This is a genomic window from Bifidobacterium scaligerum, from assembly GCF_002802865.1.
Classification (GTDB): Bacteria; Actinomycetota; Actinomycetes; order Actinomycetales; family Bifidobacteriaceae; genus Bifidobacterium; species Bifidobacterium scaligerum.
In genome coordinates this window covers 108,244-126,304 of record NZ_PGLQ01000005.1, presented here as the reverse complement: position 1 = coordinate 126,304, position 18,061 = coordinate 108,244, and the positions used below count along the sequence as shown (strand labels likewise).

The window sequence follows — 18,061 nt, the reverse complement described above, 5'->3', positions numbered from 1 at the left end:
CGAACACCACCGCGAACGGCCACATGAACTTCCAACCACGCCAATCCGCCTTATGCTTATTCACACGCACCCGAGCCACTCCCACGGATCCTGCGGCGACTTCGGCTGAAGACATTTCCAACCCCTCTCCTTCGAAGGCTGACTAAAATGTTTGCGTTATCATCATAACACGATTCCAAACATTGTCCACTCGCCGATAATTCAGTGTTTTGAGCGCTTCTGATACAATGGTCACGAAAACAACGATGTTATCGTTACCGTATCAACGTACAATGGCGGTCGTTGTTATCAAACTGTTGTACTTCTAGGCAATCGGAGGCGTGTACGATGTCCAGGCCGTCGCAGGTATCGATGCAGGATGTGGCCAAAGAAGCCGGAGTCTCCCCCCAAACCGTATCCCGTGTGGCCAACGGCAGCGATGCCGTCAAGCCCGAGACACGGCAGAAGGTCGAAGCCGCCATGCAGAAACTCGGCTACCGCCCCAACTACGCGGCCCGAGCGCTGAAGCGTGGTCGTTTCCAGGATATCGGTGTAGTCATGTTCAATACCGCCAGCTTCGGCAACTCCCGTATTCTCGACTCGGTCATCTCCAGCGCCGCTGAGGACGACTACTCCGTGACCATCCAGACCATGCGCCATGGCACCGAACGCACGCTTGCCTCCGCTGTCGAACGCATGCAGCGCCAACCGGTAGACGGTGTAATCGTAGTGTTGGAGGAACGCATCTCCGACTTCGTGGGGTACAAGCCACCCAAAGAGCTGCCGGTGGTACTCATCTGCGAGGGCCCCGCAGACCACTGCCCTACCGTGGACGCCGACCAGTATGGCTGTTCCACCGCTATCGTGGACTATTTGATGAGCAAGGGACACAAAACCGTTTACCACATCGCCGGCCCCGCCACCTCCCGCGCCGCCGAAAGCCGCGCCCGTGGCTGGCGCGAGGCATTGGAACAGATGGGCGCACCGGTGCCAAGCATGTATATCGGCGACTGGTGCGCTGATTCCGGCTATCAGGCTGGTGTAGCGTTGGCGCACGACCCGAACTGCACAGCTATCTATGCAGCCAACGACCAGATGGCCTATGGCGCCATATTAGGTCTACAGTCGGCAGGCAAGCGCGTGCCCGAGGATGTCAGCGTTGTGGGCGTGGATGATTCGCTGGTAGACATGGTTCCCCGCCTTAACCTGACCACCATGCGCATGCGGTTCAGGGATATCGGTGCCACCGCTTTCTCCATGGTCCGCCGCCAATGCGAGGGAGAACGTGTGCCGGTGGGTATCAAAACCGTGATTCCCACCGAGCTGGTAGAACGAGGATCCGTGCGTGACATCAGCTGAATTGATCAGCGCGCCGTCATCATCTGCAAGATAGCCATATACCGACCGCTCCGAAACCTTTGTATGTTCGCGCGGTTGACCACTGCCGCGCGTACATACAAAGGTTTCGGAGCCTTATATCGTTTGTTTGTGCGCGCAGCACCCGTGACTTGCGCGCACATACAAACGATTTATTTGGCGTTGCTCCACGTGGCACGTTTTACAACGACAAGCGGGAGACATATTCGCGCCGCTCACCGGTAATGGGGTCGGTAAACATCAACGTACGAGCGACCAAGGCCAACGGCCGACTGAAATCGTCATAAGAACGGGTTTCGATACGCGGATAAAAATCATCACCCATGATCGGCAATCCCAGCGAGTTCATGTGGACACGCAGTTGATGCGTCTTGCCGGTGCGCGGATGCAGCGTATAGCGACACATCATCGGATTATCCGATATCAATTCCCCTCGCTCGATCAGCGTTTCGGCATTCACCACGCCGGGCTCCTCATACGCCGCCATGACGCCACGAATCTTGGTGATATGCGAGCGGCGCAACAAAGGAAAGGACCGAGGTGATTCCAACCGCGTGACGATGCCATACCGGGGGCGCATAACAGGCTTGCAAGGAGCCAGACATTCATAGACCTTGACCGCCTGCTTGTTCTGGAACAGCATCTGATACGCGCCACGGCACGCTTTATCTCGCACAAACACGAGTACGCCGGCGGTCATGCGATCCAAACGATGCGCCGGAATAATATCCGGTTCACCATACTGTTCACGCAGTCGAATCAGCGCCGTCTCGCGATACCACATGCCACGCGGCATCGTGGCCAAAAAATGCGGCTTATCCACCACGATAATCCGCTCATCCTCGTACAACACATCCAACTCAAACGGAATATGCGGTTCTTCAGTCACAAATCGATGCGGACGCTCCATATCACCTTCTTCAACTGCAGCTGCGTTTGGCGAGACCTATCGGACTGGACCCCAACCGAACAAAACCTCGCCCTCCCCTATCCCGAACTAGGGAGAGGCTGGCAGGCGCATCACCCGACCGTAAAGACTTGGCAGAGCGGCCCGGCGCGTGTCAGGCGATGCGTCTGCCAGCCTCTTAATAAAGCTAATAAATTAATGCATGGAGCCGTCAGACTTAGGGATGCGATGCTGGACCGTAAGCTTGGCCGAACGGCCTTGAGTGTGTCCAGCATCGCATCCCTAAGTCTGACGGCGGTCAAGTTACGCTATCAGCTTTTGCACAAGAAACGCATCACTCCACGGTGACGGACTTGGCCAGATTGCGGGGCTTATCCACGTCGTAGCCCTTGAGCTTAGCCATATCCATGGCGAACAGCTGCAGTGGCACCACATCCACCAGCGGACTCATCAGCGTGGGACACTGTGGACGCCAGAACACCACATCCGCATACCGCTCTACATCCGGATCGCCCTGCTCGGCAACCGCAATAATGTAGGCACCGCGAGCTTTGACCTCTTCAATGCCAGAGATGACTTTGGCGTGCAACACATTGCGACCACGTTCAGGAGGCACGATGAACACCACCGGCTCGCCTTCGTCCACCAAAGCGATCGGGCCATGCTTAAGCTCTCCAGCCGCAAAGCCTTCAGTGAAAGTGTAGGCGATTTCCTTCAGTTTCAGCGCGCCTTCCAACGCCACCGGGTAGCCCACGTGGCGGCCGAGGAACAGGAAGGAGTTGGCGTTGACCATGTGTTCGGCCGCCGCTTGGATGGCCTTGGGCTGGGTATCGAGCACCCACTGGATCTTGCGCGGCATGTCCTTCAAGGAATCAAGCACCTGATGGATTTCGTCGCGGAACATGGCACCCTTGACCTGAGCCAGATACAGGCCAAGCAAGTAGGCAGCGGTGATCTGCGCCACGAACGCCTTGGTAGAGGCCACGGCCACTTCGGGACCGGCATGCGTGTACAGCACGGCATCGGATTCGCGTGGAATGGAAGCACCCTGCGTGTTGCAGATGGCGAGCACCTTGGATCCCTGTTCGCGCGCGTGGCGCAGGGCCATAAGCGTGTCCATGGTTTCACCGGATTGAGAGATGGCCACTACAAGCGTGCGCGGGGTCAGGATCGGGTCACGGTAGCGGAATTCGTGTGCCAGCTCGATCTCCACCGGAATACGCACCCAGTGCTCGATGGCGTATTTTGCCACCTGTCCTGCATAGCTGGCGGTGCCGCAGGCCACCACGATGATCTTGTCGATGGCCTTGAAGTCATGCTCGTCGATGCGCACCTCGTCAAGCGTTATGCCGCCTTTGGTATCAAATCGCCCCAACAGCGTGCGTTGCACGGCAGCCGGATCTTCGTGAATCTCCTTATCCATAAAGGAGTCCCAGCCACCTTTTTCGGCGGCGGATGCATCCCAATCCACGGTGTAGGTCTTGGGATCGGCGATCACGTTGCCGTCGAAGTCGGTGACGACCACGGAATCAGCGGAAACGCATACGGCCTGATCCTGGTCCACTTCCATCGCACGTTTGGTGTAGGCCACGAATGCTGCCACATCGGAGCCGAGGAAGTTCTCACCATCGCCAAGGCCCACTACCAGCGGAGAGTCATGACGGGCGCCTACGACAATATCCGGCTGACGACAATCAGTGGCAAGGATGGTGAACGCACCGGCCAGCATACGCGCCATGCGGCGCACAGCCTCAAAAAGATCAGGATGGCCTTTTTCCGCGATGACCTTGTCCACGATCTTGCCAAGCAGTTTGGCGGCCACTTCCGTATCGGTGGCTGATGCGAAACGATAGCCTTCAGCTTGCAGATCTAGCCGCAGCTGGGAAGCGTTTTCGATGATGCCGTTGTGGATGATGGCGACTTTGCCGTCCATGCTGGTGTGCGGATGGGCGTTCACATCGCTTGGCTCACCATTGGTGGCCCAGCGCGTGTGGCCGATACCCACAGTGGCGGCAGGCATCGGCTTGCGCTCAATGCTTTCCACAAGATTCTTCAAGCGGCCGGCTTTTTTACGGACGGCCACCTTGTCCATGCCGGGAGCGGTCAGCGCCACGCCGGCCGAATCATAACCGCGGTATTCGAGACGCTTCAAACCTTGCAAGCAGACTTCCAAAGGCTTGTCACACGCGGTTTCAATATGTCCTGCATATCCAACAATTCCACACATAGCTCACCAGCCTACCGGACGTATATGTCCTGAGTCGCTCCGGCCTGTCAGCCAGCACGGATGTTTTGCATTATCGACGCACTACTCGCACTGATACACAGTCGCGTATGCATTCTCCCATGAGCTCCCAGTCCGGTTCTGGGCACATACCTACCAATTATTCTGGGCATATACCCACCGTAAAGACGGTTCTGGGCATATACCCACCACGAAAACACTAGAATCGGTGCGCTCGTGGTAGGTGTATGCCCAGAACCCGGTAATACCGTCGCTTGATGGTAGGTATATGCCCAGAAAACGAGGGATCTCCTACCAAGTCACAGCACGTGCTGTAGACGGAGCCGTAAAACGTACAGTCCAGTGGACTGCACGTAGGCGACGCCGAAGCACGGCAGTGCTGAGGAAAAACGAACAGCCTTCCTACAGCACATGCTGTAGGAAGTCCTTGAAACGAGGCTCGGTGGGGTGGTCGATAATGTCAGGCCCGCCCTTTTCCACGACCACGCCGCCATCCATGAAGACCACCTGATCGGCCACTTCGCGGGCGAAACCGATCTCATGGGTCACGCACACCATCGTCATACCCTCCTTGGCGAGCGAGCGCATGACGTTCAGCACCTCGCCCACCAACTCAGGATCGAGTGCAGAGGTGGGCTCGTCGAAAAGCATGATCTCAGGCTTCATGGCCAAGGCTCGGGCGATGGCCACGCGCTGCTGCTGACCACCGGAAAGCTGCGAGGGGTAGTAGTCGAGACGGTCCCCCAGTCCCACGCGCTCCAGCTCGGCAACGCCCAGCTCACGTGCCTCCTTCTTGCCGATATGCTTGACGTGCACCGGCGCTTCCATCACGTTCTCCAACGCGGTCATATGCGGGAACAGGTTGAACCGCTGGAACACCATGCCCAGACGGGAACGCTGGGCTGCAATCTCCTTGTCATCCAAGGTTTGCAGCACATCCTGACCGTTCTTGGTGACGTGTTTGAAGCCGATCAGCTCGCCATCCACCTCGATGGAACCGCCGGTCAGAGTCTCCAGCTGGTTGATCAAACGAAGGAACGTGGACTTGCCGGAACCGGAAGGACCAAGAATCACAGTCACCGTGCCGGGCATAACGGTAAGGTCCACGCCTTTTAATACGTGCAACGAGCCAAAAGCCTTATGCACCTGCGTAGCCTTGATGGCGGGCTGGGTGCCGGTGCCGACGGAAGCGGTGGTATTTGCAGTATCAGTCATTGTTGATTCGCCTCTCCCCTGCTTCACGCGGTCATGCCGGTGAATGCGGCCTCATTGAGCTTGTTCACATCGTCCTTGGGCTCGCCCTCGGTCTTGCCCGGCAGCGGCGGCTGTTTGCCACGGGTGCCCATGGCGCGAGCGTCGAAGCCCTTGCCGAAATGCTTCTCCAGACGGGACTGAATCACCATCAGAATGGAAGTGATGAGCAGGTACCAGAAGCAGGCCACAAGCAGCAGCGGAATCGGCTTGTAAATACGATTGGCGATGGCATTCGTAGCGAACTGCAATTCAAGGGTGAACGGCACGGCAGTGACCAGCGAAGTGGTCTTCAACATGCCGATGGTTTCATTGCCGGTAGGCGGAATGATGATGCGCATGGCCTGAGGCAGGATGATGCGACGCATGATCAGCGTGCGACTCATGCCAAGCGCCTGCGCGGCTTCGGTCTGGCCGGGATCGACGGCCTCAAGACCGGCTCGCACGATTTCGGACAGGTAGGCGGCCTCGTTCAAAGCCAGACCAATCCATGCAGCGTTGAAGGCGGTGACGACCACGGAGGAATCGACGCTCCAGAATTCCACCGAGGTGAACGGGATGCCTAGACTCAGCTTCGGGATAAGCACGGAGAACAGACCCCAGAAGATGAGCTGCGTGTATACAGGAGTACCGCGGAAGAACCAGATGAAGAACCAGCTCACGCCACGCAACACCGGGTTGATGGACTTGCGCATGATAGCGAGAATGACCGAAAGGATAATCGCCACCACCATGGAGATGACAGTGAGCTCCAGTGTGTAGCGGATGCCCTCCAGCACGTTCTCGTTGAAGAGGTACTTCCATACGGTAGGCCAATCCAGCCTCGGGTTGGTGATCATGCCCTGAATGAGCATCGCGGCGAGCAGCGCCACGATCACGGCAGCCACGATGGGACCGGGACGCTTGACCGGAAGCGCCTTGATACGGTTGGGAATATCCAGCCCTTCGCCGTCAACTTCTTTCTTCGCCATATTCTTCCTTTGGGATCATTACCTACGGTTCTCCAGTTTCCGCTCAATTCCCGTTGAGGGCCTGTTCAGCATGGGCCTGTTCGGCATGGACCGTTCACACGCGGATCGCTCAGCGTAGGCCTGTACCGCGCAGACCTTCAACGGGGAAATGGCAGAACCGAAGACTTACTCAGTGACAGGGTTGATTTCAGCCTTGGTCAACGCACCGGATTCCACGCCCCAGTGCTTGAGAATGTCCAGATACGTACCGTCGTCCATCAGCTTCTGCATGGCCTTCTGGACAGCCTCGGTGGTGGCGCTGTCGCCCTTCTTGATGGCGATGGCGGTGGGAACATCGTCGAAGTCCTTGCCCAGCTGCTCAAGCTGGCCTTGGGTCTGCGCGATGGCGTAGCCCACGACCGGGGAGTCGGCGAAGAACACGTCGGCCTTGCCGGTCACCACAGCAGTGGTGGCATCGGTCTGCTGCTTGGAGGACTGGATCTCGATATCCTTCTTGCCGTCGGCTTTGCACTGCTCGGCGGTCTTGTTGATGGCCTCTTCCTCGACGGTGCCGGTTTCGACGGCGACCTTCAGACCGCACAGGTCATCCTCACTTACGTTGTTCGGGTTGCCTTTGGCCACCGCATACGCCATACCGGCGGTGAAGTAGGAGACGAAATCAACGGATTCCATACGCTCCTTGGTGATGGTGAACGCAGCCATGCCCAGATCGTACTTAGAGCCGACGGCCGGGATGATGGTGTCGAAGTTAGACGAAACGATTTCGGTGTCAAGACCGAACACGTTGCCCAGAGCGTGAGCGAGGTCCATGTCGTAGCCGATCTGGGTCTTACCGTCGGCGTCCAGGAATTCAGCCGGAGCGTAGGACGGGTTGGTGCCAATGGTCAGCTTGCCGTCCTTGGTCACGGAATCCGGCAGCAGCGCAGCGATGGCATCGTCCTTCTTGATGCCGGACACATCGTAGCTGGTGATGGTTGCAGCATCACCGGAACCACTCTTGCCGGAGTCACTGGACGTGGCCTCGTCAGTGGTGCCGCAAGCCACGGTGGAAACCAGCATGGCCACACCCATCATGAATGCGACGCCAGCCTTCAAATTCTTGGTTGACATGAGCGGTCCTCTCTCTTCTTCTCCTAGGACATGTCTTAGGGCTTGGCGGGGAAATGCGAATTCTCCGACAGTTCACCCAATATACAGGTAAGCAGGGTATTCCGGCGATGCTACGAGCGCGTTAAGGGGCCTGCGTCTCGCCTTCCCTCACTCTTCGGGGAATGCATCGCAGGCCCCTTGCCATGATGCTGTTTTCCATACGTTGGAATGTCGCTGAAGTCACTCCTCTACCGCAGGATTGATTTCAGCCTTGTCAAGAGCGCCGGAAGACACGCCCCAAGTGTCGAGGATCTTCTTGTAGGTGCCGTCATCCATCAGCTTCTGAATCGCCTTCTGTACAGCTTCAGCCGTGGCGGAATCACCCTTCTTGATGGCCACGGCCTCGGGAGTCACGCCGGTATCGTCGCCGAGGGCGGCCAATTCGTCACCGGTCTGCTCAATGGCATAGCCGGCCACCGGGGAGTCAGCGTAGAACACGGACGCCTTGCCGGAGGCCACGGCGGTGGTCACATCGGTTTGCAGCTTGGAGGACTGAATATCGATGGCATCTTTGCCGTCAGCCTTGCACTGCGCGTTGGCGGCATTGACTTCCTCTTCCTGGGTGGTGCCGGTTTGCACGGCCACCTTCACGCCACACAGGTTGGAGGTGTCCACCTTGTCGGGATTGCCCTTCTTGGTGACCCATGTGGAACCGGCCTTGAAGTAGGTCACGAAGTCCACGGCGTCAAGACGCTCTTTGGTTACGGTGAACGAGGAGATGCCGATATCGTACTTGGAACCGACGGACGGGATAATGGAATCGAAAGTGGAGGAAACCGTCTCCTCCTTGAGACCGAACACGGCGGCCAGCGCCTTGGAAAGGTCCACGTCGAAACCGACCGGCGTCTTGCCGTCCTCGGCAAGGAATTCGGCCGGAGCGTAGGAGGTATCGGTTCCGACGGTCAGCGTACCGTCGCCGGCCACAGAATCGGGCAGCAATGCGGCGATGGCGTCATCCTTCTTGATGGAGCTGGTATCGAAGCCCTCGGTCTTGGACGAACTGGACGAGCTTTTGTCTCCGGCCGCCGACGTGGTGGAGCTGTCAGTGGTGCCGCATGCGGCAACGGCGATCAGCATGGCCACACCCAGTGCGGCTGCGGTGACGGATTTGAACGATTTGATTCCCTTGCTGTAAGACATTGGATTTCCTCTCTCCGTAATTGTCGACCGGCGGGTATGTTTCCGGCTAATTGTGGAGAGTAGGTTCACTTTGCTACGTCTTGGTTAATCTGTGGGATTGCGTCCACGTTCTGAAATCGCTTGGTGTCAATTCCATGTTTTGGAACCGATTAGTGTCGATTCCGCGACCCGGAACCGATTGGCCCCCGATATTCACGAGGAACATGGGCAGGGAGAACGCTTGCAAAGGCTGCTGAAAAAGACAGTCCACGGAAGCAACTGGTAAAGCAAAGACAGCTGGCGGCAGCAGCTGACGCTTGGTGGTTGTGGTATGCGTGGCTCGACACACTCAAGGCCGTTTGGCCGAGCTTACAGTCGAGCCACGCATACCACAACCACCAAGCTACGGTCTGAGGTAACTGGAGCGACTGGAATGGCAGACGAAAAAAGGCCGGCTTGAAGCCGGCCTCGGAATTACGAATTAATGAGGAATGATTAGTGACGCATGTTGGCGTAGCGCATGGCGCGCAAGGCTTCACGCTTGTCCTGCTCTTCACGCAGAGCCTGACGCTTATCGAATTCCTTCTTGCCGCGAGCCAATGCGATTTCCGCTTTGACGCGACCGTCTTTGAAATACAGGCTCAACGGCACAATCGTGTAGCCCTTGGCTTCAATACCGCGTGCCAGCTTGGTGATCTGCATGCGATGCAGCAGCAGCTTACGCTTGCGCTTGGGCGCATGATTGTTCCAAGTACCGTTGAGGTATTCGGGGATATTGGCACCTTCCAACCACATTTCCCCACGACGGTCGATGGAGACGAAAGCTTCCGCCAGCGAGGCACGTCCTTCACGAAGGGACTTGACTTCAGTGCCGGTTAATGCCAATCCCGCTTCATACTTGTCTTCGATGGCATAGTCATGTCGCGCTTTCTTGTTCTGCACGATCAGCTTTTCACCGGTTTCCTTGGCCATGGCCACCTCCTTTCATCAATTCATTCACGTTCATTATTCATGTTGTCAGCGGGACACGGCACGTCGATCAGTGGACGAACCAGTACTGTCCCCCATTGGTCAAAGTACGGGTATTGGTGTTGAACGGACCGGCAAGGGCATTCATCTCGGAGATGACGAACGTACCATCACCGTTGACAGCTTCCACCACAGCAACATGGCCGTAAGTGCCATCGGCACCATCCTGACCGGGCAGGAAAGAGAGCGCCGCACCCACCTCGGGGTTGTGGTCCACCCGCAAACCGTACGACGGGGCCGTACGCCACCAGTCACCACCGTTGCCAAGATAGGACGGGGTGTTGATGCCCATCTGCTTACGACGGTCATACGCCCACCACGTGCACTGGCCGGCCACGTAGGCGTTGCCATAATCGCCGTTGGACGTACCCTGACCACCGGTGCCGGTGGAAGGCATAGACGGCGTGACCGTGGGAGTGGACGGTGTGGAAGGCGTCACCGTAGGGTTGGACGGCACGGTGGTGGTGCCTTGAATGCCTGGATCCACCTTATTGGCCGCTTCGGCTTGTTCCTTCTGATACTGGCGGTTATAGGAATCCACCTGCGATGCGATCAGCACGGTCTGCGCCGCCTGCTTGGCGGATTCATCGTTGAGGTTCTCCACCAGTGCGGAAAGCTCGTTGCGCTTTTCCTCGCCCTGCTGGCGCAACTTATCAAGCGCGTCACGCTCGCTTTGCGCGGTTTCAGCAGCGGTCTGGGCCGAAGCGGCCTTCTCGTCCGCCTTGGTTTTCAGCACGGCAATTTGCTTTTCAATGGCCGCCAGACGCTCACTGCGGTTCATCGACGTATTCAACGTGGTGGCTGCCGAAGAAGCGGCATTGGCTTCATTGCGAGACAACGCGTCTCGCGACTGCATCGAGTTGACGAAGTCTTGCGTGCTGGTGGCACCGGTCACCACGCTCATCACATCGGAAGCATTGGAACCGTGCATCTCCTCGCGGGCCAACTGCGCGACGGCGGCATGGGCATCGTCATAATCCTTACCGGTCTGCTTGATCTGTTCCTCAAGCGTCGCCTGGTCTTTCTGTGCGGCGGCAAGTCGATCCGCAGCGGCATCCGCCTCATCCTGAGCCGTAGCCGCGTCTTCATTGGCCTGCGTAACCTTGGCCTGAGCGGCGACAATCTTGTTGTTGGTCAGATCATCCAGCTCAAGCACCTTGGCAGCCAGTTCCGCGTTGGCACCGGCCAACTGCTGCTTGAGCTCCGCCTCGCGCTGGGCGGATGCCGCATGCTGATTCTGAGCGTTGACCAGATCGGAATACGTGTCCGCCTGGGCAGGAATCACAGGGGTCATTGCCAAACCGGCCAGGCAGGCAGCCCCTGCCACCACAGCCGCCAGCATCGGCTTCATCACGTGTGACTTCGTCATGCGCTCAGAGTCCTTTCATTATTGTCAAGCCCTCACCATAACACGTGTTGCTGAATGAGCGTTCGTCAAGAGAGAAGTCGCATAAGACCGACTCCCCTCTCGTTCAGAAGTTCCGCTCACATGCCGCAACCGGTTAGGCCTTGAGGTATCGCCTCAGAGAAATCGTCGAAGCAACGACCGACAGCAGCACCGCGCCCAATACTAGGAACGGAGAAATAATCAGGACGGTCCACTGATTGACGTATGGAATCCACGTCACCGATTGCGCCAGCCATCCGGTGATGAACACCCGCACGATCACCGATAGCATCAGACACGACAACAGCGAGCCGATCATCGAGGCGATCATGCCTTCCAAGATGAACGGCAATCGAATCGTCCAATTCGAAGCACCCACATAACGCATGATTTCGGTTTCCGTACGTCGTGACGCTGCGGACATGCGGATGGTGGTGCCAGTCAGCAGAATGGCGACCAGCACCATGATGCCGGCGAGCACGGCCGTAACGGCCGTGGCACGATTAAGCACCGCGAAAACCGGATCGAAGATCTGCCGTTGATCGGTGACATCCTCCACGCCTTCCTTGCTGGAAAGCACTTCAGAGACCACCTGATATTTAGTGGGGTCCTTGAGCTTAAGCCACAGGGAGTCCTGCATATCGTCCGCGGTCAGCGTACGGCCTTGGAATTCGCCGTTCGGATACTGCTTGGTAAAAGTGTTGTCGTAGAAATCCTGCTTGCTGACGTATGTGATTTCGGATACCACATCGCTCAGCTCGTCACGGATGGTTTTCTGCAATGCCGTGATTTCGCTGGCAGATGGCGCGGTGCCGGAAGCGCAGTTGGCGGATTGGCTGGTGCCATCCGGGCAAAGCCAGACCACCACTTCGACCTTGTCGTACCAATCGCCCTTGGCCTTGGTGATCTGGGCCTGAGTGAGGACCGAAGCACCGATGAACAGGAACGAAATGAACGTGACCAACGTCAACGACAGCAGCATGGACAGGTTACGGGTCAGATTGGTCCAGGTTTCAGACAGGATGAATCGTGCGCGCATGCTTTAGTCTTCCTTCTCCTGTGTGTGCTGCGAATGCTCTGTATTCTGGTTTCGCCCAGCGGATGGACGCGATGGCCCGACTGGCGGAGCCGGCGGCGCAGGCGGCAGCGGAGCAGGTGGCAAAGTGGATGCAGAGGCCTCAGCAGTCTCCTTCTCGTCCTTTGGCGTATCCATTGAAGGCGTTTCGGTCTTGTACGGCGCTGCGGTATCTTGCGAGTCGGTCACGGTATCGGAAGGATTCGCAGACTTCGGCTGAGCGGTCTGATCGCTGTCATCGGTCTGATGCTCCCCATCGGCCCCGGCAGACTCACCAGACTCACCAGTCAGCGGATTGTAAGCCTGCGTACGTTCCATGGCCGCTGCCGGATCGTCAAGCGGAATGCCCTTGCCCCACGTCAACGTATCTTCGATCGGGGCGAAAGTCTCCCCATAGCGACCGGTGCGGCCGGAATGTACGGAATTAGCCAAGCGCGCGATGCCCTCGGACGGGCCTTCAGGATCGTCGGCAACCGAAACAGACGGCAACATATGATTTGCGGCCCCGGATTTGGCTTCGACCTGAGCATCCGGGAAATACAGTGCCGAATCATACGAGCCATGGGCCTCATCACGTACGATCTTGCCGTTGTGCAACTCAATCACACGCTTGCGCATCGAATTGACGATCTCTTCGTTATGCGTGGCCATCACCACGGTGGTACCGGTGCGGTTGATGGCATCCAGCACCTCCATGATGCCCAGCGACGTGGTCGGGTCGAGGTTACCGGTGGGCTCGTCCGCCAGCAGAATCTGCGGATGGTTCACATAGGCGCGGGCGATGGCCACACGCTGCTGCTCGCCACCGGACAGCTCATGCGGATAGTTCTTTTCCTTGCCGGTCAGGCCCACGGTGTCCAGCACCTTGGGAACCAACGACTTGATGGTGGAGCGGCGCGTGCCGATCACTTCGAGAGCGAACGCCACATTCTCCCAGACGGTTTTGTTGTTCAGCAGCTTGTAGTCCTGAAACACGAACCCCAAAGAGCGACGGTACTGCGGCACCTGACGGTTGGCGATACGGCGCAGATCGTTGCCGGCGACACGAATCTCACCGCCGGTGGCCTCCTCTTCACGCAGCAGCAGACTCAGCAGCGTGGTTTTGCCGGAACCGGAAGCACCCACCAGAAATACGAAGTCGCCACGCTCGATATTGAGATTGATGTTGTCGAGCGCCGGACGCGTGCCTTTGGGGTAGATCTTGGATACGTTGTCCAACGAGATCAGTGCCATAATGCTTTCCCTTGTGTAGCTCTGTAGCTCTTATGATCCGTTCCGGCCTCCTGATCCAGGAAGCCGGAACGATGGAAGTCGCTCCGCGAGAATTTACTCCTCGGAAGCGGCGCGACGCTGCTCGTGACGCCAACGGATGCCAGACTCGATGAAACCGTTGATGTCGCCATCGAATACGGCCTGAGTCTGGCTGGTTTCGTAACCGGTCCTGAGATCCTTGACCATCTGATACGGATGCAGCACATAGGAGCGCATCTGATCGCCCCAGCTGGCCTTGATGTCGCCGGCGAGTTCCTTCTTCTTCTTGGCTTCCTCTTCATGACGCAGCACCAGCAGTCGAGACTGCAGCACGGCCATGGCGGAAGCGCGGTTCTGAATCTGCGAGCGCTCGTCCTGCATGGTCACCACAATGCCCGTGGGAAGGTGGGTGATGCGCACGGCGGAGTAGGTGGTGTTCACACCCTGACCGCCAGGACCGGAAGAGCAATAGGTGTCCACGCGGATATCCGTGTCCGGAATGTCGATGTGATCGGTGGCTTCGACCAGCGGCACGACCTCGACGGCAGCGAAGCTGGTCTGACGACGGCCCTGATTATCGAACGGGGAGATACGCACCAGACGGTGGGTACCGCCTTCCACGGAAAGACGTCCGTAGGCGTACGGGGCATCCACCTGGAAGGTGGCGGATTTGATGCCGGCTTCTTCAGCGTAAGAAGTATCCATCACCTTGGCCTTGAAGCCGTTGCGCTCGCAGTAACGCAGGTACATGCGCAACAGCATCTGGGCGAAGTCAGCCGCATCCACGCCGCCCGCGCCGGAGCGGATAGTTACCACTGCGGAGCGCTCGTCGTATTCGCCGTCAAGCAGGGTCTGGATCTCCATGGAGTCAAGATCGTTCTTGATGTCGCCGATTTCGTTCTGGGCTTCATCCAGCGACTCCTGATCACCTTCCTCGCGTCCGAGCTCCACCAGCGTCTCCACATCGTCGATGCGCTGGGCCGCGGATTCAAGCCTTTTCAGCTGTGATTCGGCGGCGGACAGCTTGCTGGTGATCTTCTGCGCGTTCTCAGGATCGTCCCACAGGCCAGGTGCCGCCGCCTGTGCTTCGAGATCCTTGATTTCAGCCTTCAGTCGGTCGACATCCAACGCCTTGGCGATGGAATCATATTTGGCGCGGGCTTCGCCTATCGCCTGGGAAAAATCAAATTCAGCCATCGTTTGTTACCTTACTGTTCGTACTGTGCAATACCTTGGACTATCACGTCTTCGTTGACAGCCTGCACACATTTCCGCGACCTGTAGACGCCAGATGATGTTGAGTTTGATTCGTCATCGTTATGGCGCCTTCTGCGTATCGCTGCGCGATATCGTAGCGTTAGGACTGCGCCGTGCATCTCCATCATTCAGTTTCGCGCGAACGATGGCATGGCCAAAAGCGCTTCCGGACGCTTGCCGAGTCGCGGGGGGGCAATGTGTGCAGGCAGCGTCAAAGCCCCGCGTAGATTGCGGGAATGACCAGGGAACCCAGCATGGCCACGGCGATGACAACGCACACCACACGCACAATGATGCGGCGGCGGTTCTCACGCTGCTGGCGGCTGTCCTGATAGTTACTCACGAGGTCAGGAGTATAGCGATGGCCTGAGACGGGAATCGTGTTGAGCTGAAGCGTATCAGAGCGCCGGCCGTCTCGGCGATTCCAGCCGTCGAGGATGCCGGATCGGCCAACACGCTTCCTATCTCCTCCCTATCTCCTCCCAATCCTGACGTTACGTCGCGCACGATAACCGGGAACTTCGTGAAAAAGGTACGCTGAGTGACGGTAAGCGTTACATTTTCACGAGATATGGCCTTATTGCGGGAACAAGGAACGGCTGACGGCCGTTCATCAGCGGCGTCACAGCATCACCGCGTCACAGCGTCGCGGCGTCACAGCGTCACAGCGCGAAGCCGAGCTCTTCAGAAGCTTCGGTGGGCACCGGATCCTCGCACCAGTAATCCTCAAGATTCTCGTTGGTGGTCAACGAGCGGATTTCGGCGCGATCGATGTACAGCTCACCACTGAGGTGGTCGGTTTCATGCTGGAAGATTCGCGCAGGCCAGCCGTGCAGATGTTCTTTATGACGTTTGCCATCCTCGTCATCCCACTCGGCTTCAATATCCAACCAGCGTTTGCGTACGGCTTGATACCCGTCGAAGCTCAGACAGCCCTCATAGAAGCTGGCGGTTTTATCGCTGGCAGGCTTGTAGGAGGGATTGATGATCACATGGAACGGGAATTCAGCGATCTCACGCGGATCATCCTCGTCATCACGCACATGGTCCTCAACCACGGCGAGAGCCAGTCCCAGCCCGATTTGCGTGGCTGCAAGGCCTACACCGGGCGCTTCGAGCATAGTGGTGTGCATGGTGTCGATGAGTTTGGACAGCGTGCGCTTGGACAGCTGACCATGGTAGGCAACCGTCTGCTGGCGCAGGACCGGCTCGCCGGCCTGTACGATCGGCAGAATCCGTTCTTTGCCACCGGTTTTGATGAGTTGCTCAACGATGCGGTTGAGCTCCAGATCTACTTTGTTGTTGTTGTTACCGAACATGAATGGTGTTCCTTGAGATGGGGACGGTGTGGGTGATTCAGTCAGGAGAGCCGGAACCGTTTTCGGAAAATCATTTCCGAAAACGGTCACAAGGCGAGTTCTTCGGCCACGATCTTGGCCAGACGGGTGCAGACCTCATCCGCATACGCCTGAGTTGAGGCCTCGGCCATCACACGCACCAACGGTTCAGTGCCGGAGGGGCGCAGCAGCACACGACCGGAATCGCCCAGCAGCTCCTCTTCGTGGGCCACTGCTGCTTGAATACGTTTGTTGGTCGCGGCGGCCTTCTTGTCGACGTTCGGCACGTTAATCAGGGTCTGCGGCAGCTGCGGGAAGTCAGCGGCGAGTTCCTTCAGGCTCTTGCCGGACTTGACGACCTCATTGCACAGGGTCAGAGCCGTCAGGGTGCCGTCACCGGTGGTAGCGAATTCGCGGTTGATCACGTGGCCGGACTGCTCACCGCCGAGCGTGTAGCCGCTCTTGAGCATCTCTTCCAGCACGTAACGGTCGCCCACCGAGGTCTCCACGGTCTTGATGCCCATGTCTTTCAGGGCGAGCTTCAAGCCCAGATTGCTCATCACCGTAACCACCAGCGTGTCATGGGCCAACTTGCCCTCACGCTGCTTGGCACGGGCCAGAATACCCATGATCTGATCGCCGTTGACCATGTTGCCGTCTTCATCGACCGCCAGACAGCGATCGGCGTCGCCGTCGAAGGCCACGCCCATCACGGCATCGGTGGCCTTGACCATGGCCTGCAGCTGCTCAGGGTGAGTGGAACCGGCGTTCTTGTTGATGTTGTAGCCATCCGGCGAAGCGTTGATGACGATCACATCGGCGCCGGCACGACGCAACGCTTCAGGAGCCACTACGGAGGTGGCGCCGTTGGCGCAGTCAGCGACGATCTTCAGCCCTTTCAACGGCTTGGGCTGAGTCTTGTCATCGTTCAGCGGGGCGATGGTGGATACCAGATGATCGATGTACAGGTTGGTTGCGGTGGTCTGGTCGTGGCTCACACGCCCCACACCGGCACCGGTCGGACGCTCCCAGTCCTCGCCGAGCACCGCTTCGATCTCGTCTTCCTTCTGGTCGGGCAGCTTGAAGCCGCCACGGGCGAAGAACTTGATGCCGTTGTCCGGCATCGGATTATGGGAAGCGGAGATTACCGCGCCCATTTCCACGTTGAGCACGCTGGTCAGGTAAGCCACACCAGGGGTTGGGATGATACCGGCATCGATCACGTCAAAGCCGCCTGCGGACATGCCGGCCGAAAGAGCCGAAGCCAAGAAGTCGCCGGAAACACGGGTATCGCGTCCCACCAACGCACGGCGACGACCCTCCGGCTGGTTGTCTTTGGTGCCGGCATCGCCCAGCACACGCACGGCGGCATCGCCCAGATCCAGCGCCAATCGGGCGGTCAGATCACGGTTGGCCAGGCCACGAACACCATCGGTTCCAAACATTTTCGGCATACTCTTGCATCCTTCACTTGAGCGGCTTCATACCGTCTCATCCAATAACGTGACCCATGGTAATCGGCCCAAGGCACGATGTCATACTGATTTGCGGAATACTGCTCAATTCGGTTGCAATTGCCTGCCTAGTACCATATAAATCCCAGCAAATACATCTCCTCGCCCCGTGGTCCAATCACCCGGCTTTTCTCCTCGCTTCCCTGCTTCCGCCCCCTTGCACGTTTCGCGCGAATCGGGCGTAAAGAGGGCGTACGAAGCCGGTTTTACGTA

Annotated in this window: 15 protein-coding genes and 1 pseudogene; 1 reads left to right on the top strand and 15 read right to left on the bottom strand. The window is 57.9% G+C overall.

Annotation, left to right across the window (positions count from 1 at the left end; translation table 11 throughout):
- Positions 1-115: pseudogene (locus CUU80_RS11025) on the bottom strand (carbohydrate ABC transporter permease); the annotation flags it as partial.
- 236 nt (positions 116-351) lie between these two features.
- On the opposite strand from CUU80_RS11025, the gene CUU80_RS08250 reads away from it, so the two are divergent.
- A complete protein-coding gene (locus tag CUU80_RS08250) occupies positions 352-1,338 on the top strand; it encodes a LacI family DNA-binding transcriptional regulator (protein ID WP_165775900.1) in 987 nt (328 codons plus the stop codon).
- 199 nt (positions 1,339-1,537) lie between these two features.
- On the opposite strand, the gene CUU80_RS08245 is transcribed toward CUU80_RS08250, so the two are convergent.
- The 14 genes from CUU80_RS08245 to glmM form a co-directional block, all read right to left on the bottom strand.
- Complete coding sequence (locus tag CUU80_RS08245) at positions 1,538-2,266, bottom strand: pseudouridine synthase (protein ID WP_165775897.1); 729 nt, start codon at positions 2,264-2,266, stop codon at positions 1,538-1,540.
- Positions 2,267-2,597: 331 nt separating this feature from the next.
- Complete coding sequence (glmS, locus tag CUU80_RS08240) at positions 2,598-4,490, bottom strand: glutamine--fructose-6-phosphate transaminase (isomerizing) (RefSeq protein ID WP_100496834.1); 1,893 nt, start codon at positions 4,488-4,490, stop codon at positions 2,598-2,600.
- 420 nt (positions 4,491-4,910) lie between these two features.
- The gene (locus CUU80_RS08235; RefSeq protein WP_100496833.1) at positions 4,911-5,723 is read right to left on the bottom strand and encodes an amino acid ABC transporter ATP-binding protein; all 813 of its coding nucleotides are present in this window, start codon (positions 5,721-5,723) and stop codon (positions 4,911-4,913) included.
- Between the two features lie 23 nt (positions 5,724-5,746).
- On the bottom strand, positions 5,747-6,730 hold the full coding sequence (locus CUU80_RS08230; protein ID WP_100496832.1) for an amino acid ABC transporter permease: 984 nt from the start codon (positions 6,728-6,730) through the stop codon (positions 5,747-5,749).
- A 165-nt stretch (positions 6,731-6,895) separates the two neighbouring features.
- Entirely contained in the window at positions 6,896-7,840 is a 945-nt protein-coding gene (locus CUU80_RS08225) for an ABC transporter substrate-binding protein (protein WP_100496831.1), read from the bottom strand.
- A gap of 219 nt (positions 7,841-8,059) precedes the next feature.
- Positions 8,060-9,019, bottom strand: a complete 960-nt coding sequence (locus CUU80_RS08220; RefSeq protein ID WP_100496830.1) for an ABC transporter substrate-binding protein — start codon at positions 9,017-9,019, stop codon at positions 8,060-8,062.
- A gap of 474 nt (positions 9,020-9,493) precedes the next feature.
- Positions 9,494-9,970 carry an SsrA-binding protein SmpB gene (smpB, locus tag CUU80_RS08215; protein ID WP_100496829.1) on the bottom strand — a complete coding sequence of 159 codons (477 nt, stop codon included), beginning with the start codon at positions 9,968-9,970 and terminating at the stop codon, positions 9,494-9,496.
- Between the two features lie 67 nt (positions 9,971-10,037).
- On the bottom strand, positions 10,038-11,396 hold the full coding sequence (locus CUU80_RS08210) for a CHAP domain-containing protein (RefSeq protein ID WP_100496828.1): 1,359 nt from the start codon (positions 11,394-11,396) through the stop codon (positions 10,038-10,040).
- A gap of 133 nt (positions 11,397-11,529) precedes the next feature.
- Positions 11,530-12,453, bottom strand: a complete 924-nt coding sequence (ftsX, locus tag CUU80_RS08205; RefSeq protein WP_100496827.1) for a permease-like cell division protein FtsX — start codon at positions 12,451-12,453, stop codon at positions 11,530-11,532.
- A gap of 3 nt (positions 12,454-12,456) precedes the next feature.
- Complete coding sequence (gene ftsE, locus CUU80_RS08200; protein WP_100496826.1) at positions 12,457-13,722, bottom strand: cell division ATP-binding protein FtsE; 1,266 nt, start codon at positions 13,720-13,722, stop codon at positions 12,457-12,459.
- A gap of 93 nt (positions 13,723-13,815) precedes the next feature.
- Positions 13,816-14,937, bottom strand: coding sequence for a peptide chain release factor 2 (gene prfB / locus CUU80_RS08195; protein ID WP_100496825.1), 1,122 nt, complete (start codon positions 14,935-14,937; stop codon positions 13,816-13,818).
- Positions 14,938-15,208: 271 nt separating this feature from the next.
- Entirely contained in the window at positions 15,209-15,340 is a 132-nt protein-coding gene (locus tag CUU80_RS11135; RefSeq protein ID WP_279324995.1) for a hypothetical protein, read from the bottom strand.
- Between the two features lie 319 nt (positions 15,341-15,659).
- Positions 15,660-16,316, bottom strand: a complete 657-nt coding sequence (locus CUU80_RS08190; RefSeq protein ID WP_100496824.1) for a peptide deformylase — start codon at positions 16,314-16,316, stop codon at positions 15,660-15,662.
- Between the two features lie 86 nt (positions 16,317-16,402).
- On the bottom strand, positions 16,403-17,788 hold the full coding sequence (gene glmM / locus CUU80_RS08185; protein ID WP_100496823.1) for a phosphoglucosamine mutase: 1,386 nt from the start codon (positions 17,786-17,788) through the stop codon (positions 16,403-16,405).
- Positions 17,789-18,061: the final 273 nt, after the last annotated feature.

Bases quoted from the DNA above. Each gene is read 5' to 3' on its own strand.
- CUU80_RS08250 (WP_165775900.1), top strand. From the start codon at position 352: ATGCAGGATGTGGCCAAAGAAGCCGGAGTCTCCCCCCAAACCGTATCC.
- CUU80_RS08245 (WP_165775897.1), bottom strand. From the start codon at position 2,266: ATGGAGCGTCCGCATCGATTTGTGACTGAAGAACCGCATATTCCGTTT.
- glmS (WP_100496834.1), bottom strand. From the start codon at position 4,490: ATGTGTGGAATTGTTGGATATGCAGGACATATTGAAACCGCGTGTGAC.
- CUU80_RS08235 (WP_100496833.1), bottom strand. From the start codon at position 5,723: ATGACTGATACTGCAAATACCACCGCTTCCGTCGGCACCGGCACCCAG.
- CUU80_RS08230 (WP_100496832.1), bottom strand. From the start codon at position 6,730: ATGGCGAAGAAAGAAGTTGACGGCGAAGGGCTGGATATTCCCAACCGT.
- CUU80_RS08225 (WP_100496831.1), bottom strand. From the start codon at position 7,840: ATGTCAACCAAGAATTTGAAGGCTGGCGTCGCATTCATGATGGGTGTG.
- CUU80_RS08220 (WP_100496830.1), bottom strand. From the start codon at position 9,019: ATGTCTTACAGCAAGGGAATCAAATCGTTCAAATCCGTCACCGCAGCC.
- smpB (WP_100496829.1), bottom strand. From the start codon at position 9,970: ATGGCCAAGGAAACCGGTGAAAAGCTGATCGTGCAGAACAAGAAAGCG.
- CUU80_RS08210 (WP_100496828.1), bottom strand. From the start codon at position 11,396: ATGACGAAGTCACACGTGATGAAGCCGATGCTGGCGGCTGTGGTGGCA.
- ftsX (WP_100496827.1), bottom strand. From the start codon at position 12,453: ATGCGCGCACGATTCATCCTGTCTGAAACCTGGACCAATCTGACCCGT.
- ftsE (WP_100496826.1), bottom strand. From the start codon at position 13,722: ATGGCACTGATCTCGTTGGACAACGTATCCAAGATCTACCCCAAAGGC.
- prfB (WP_100496825.1), bottom strand. From the start codon at position 14,937: ATGGCTGAATTTGATTTTTCCCAGGCGATAGGCGAAGCCCGCGCCAAA.
- CUU80_RS08190 (WP_100496824.1), bottom strand. From the start codon at position 16,316: ATGTTCGGTAACAACAACAACAAAGTAGATCTGGAGCTCAACCGCATC.
- glmM (WP_100496823.1), bottom strand. From the start codon at position 17,788: ATGCCGAAAATGTTTGGAACCGATGGTGTTCGTGGCCTGGCCAACCGT.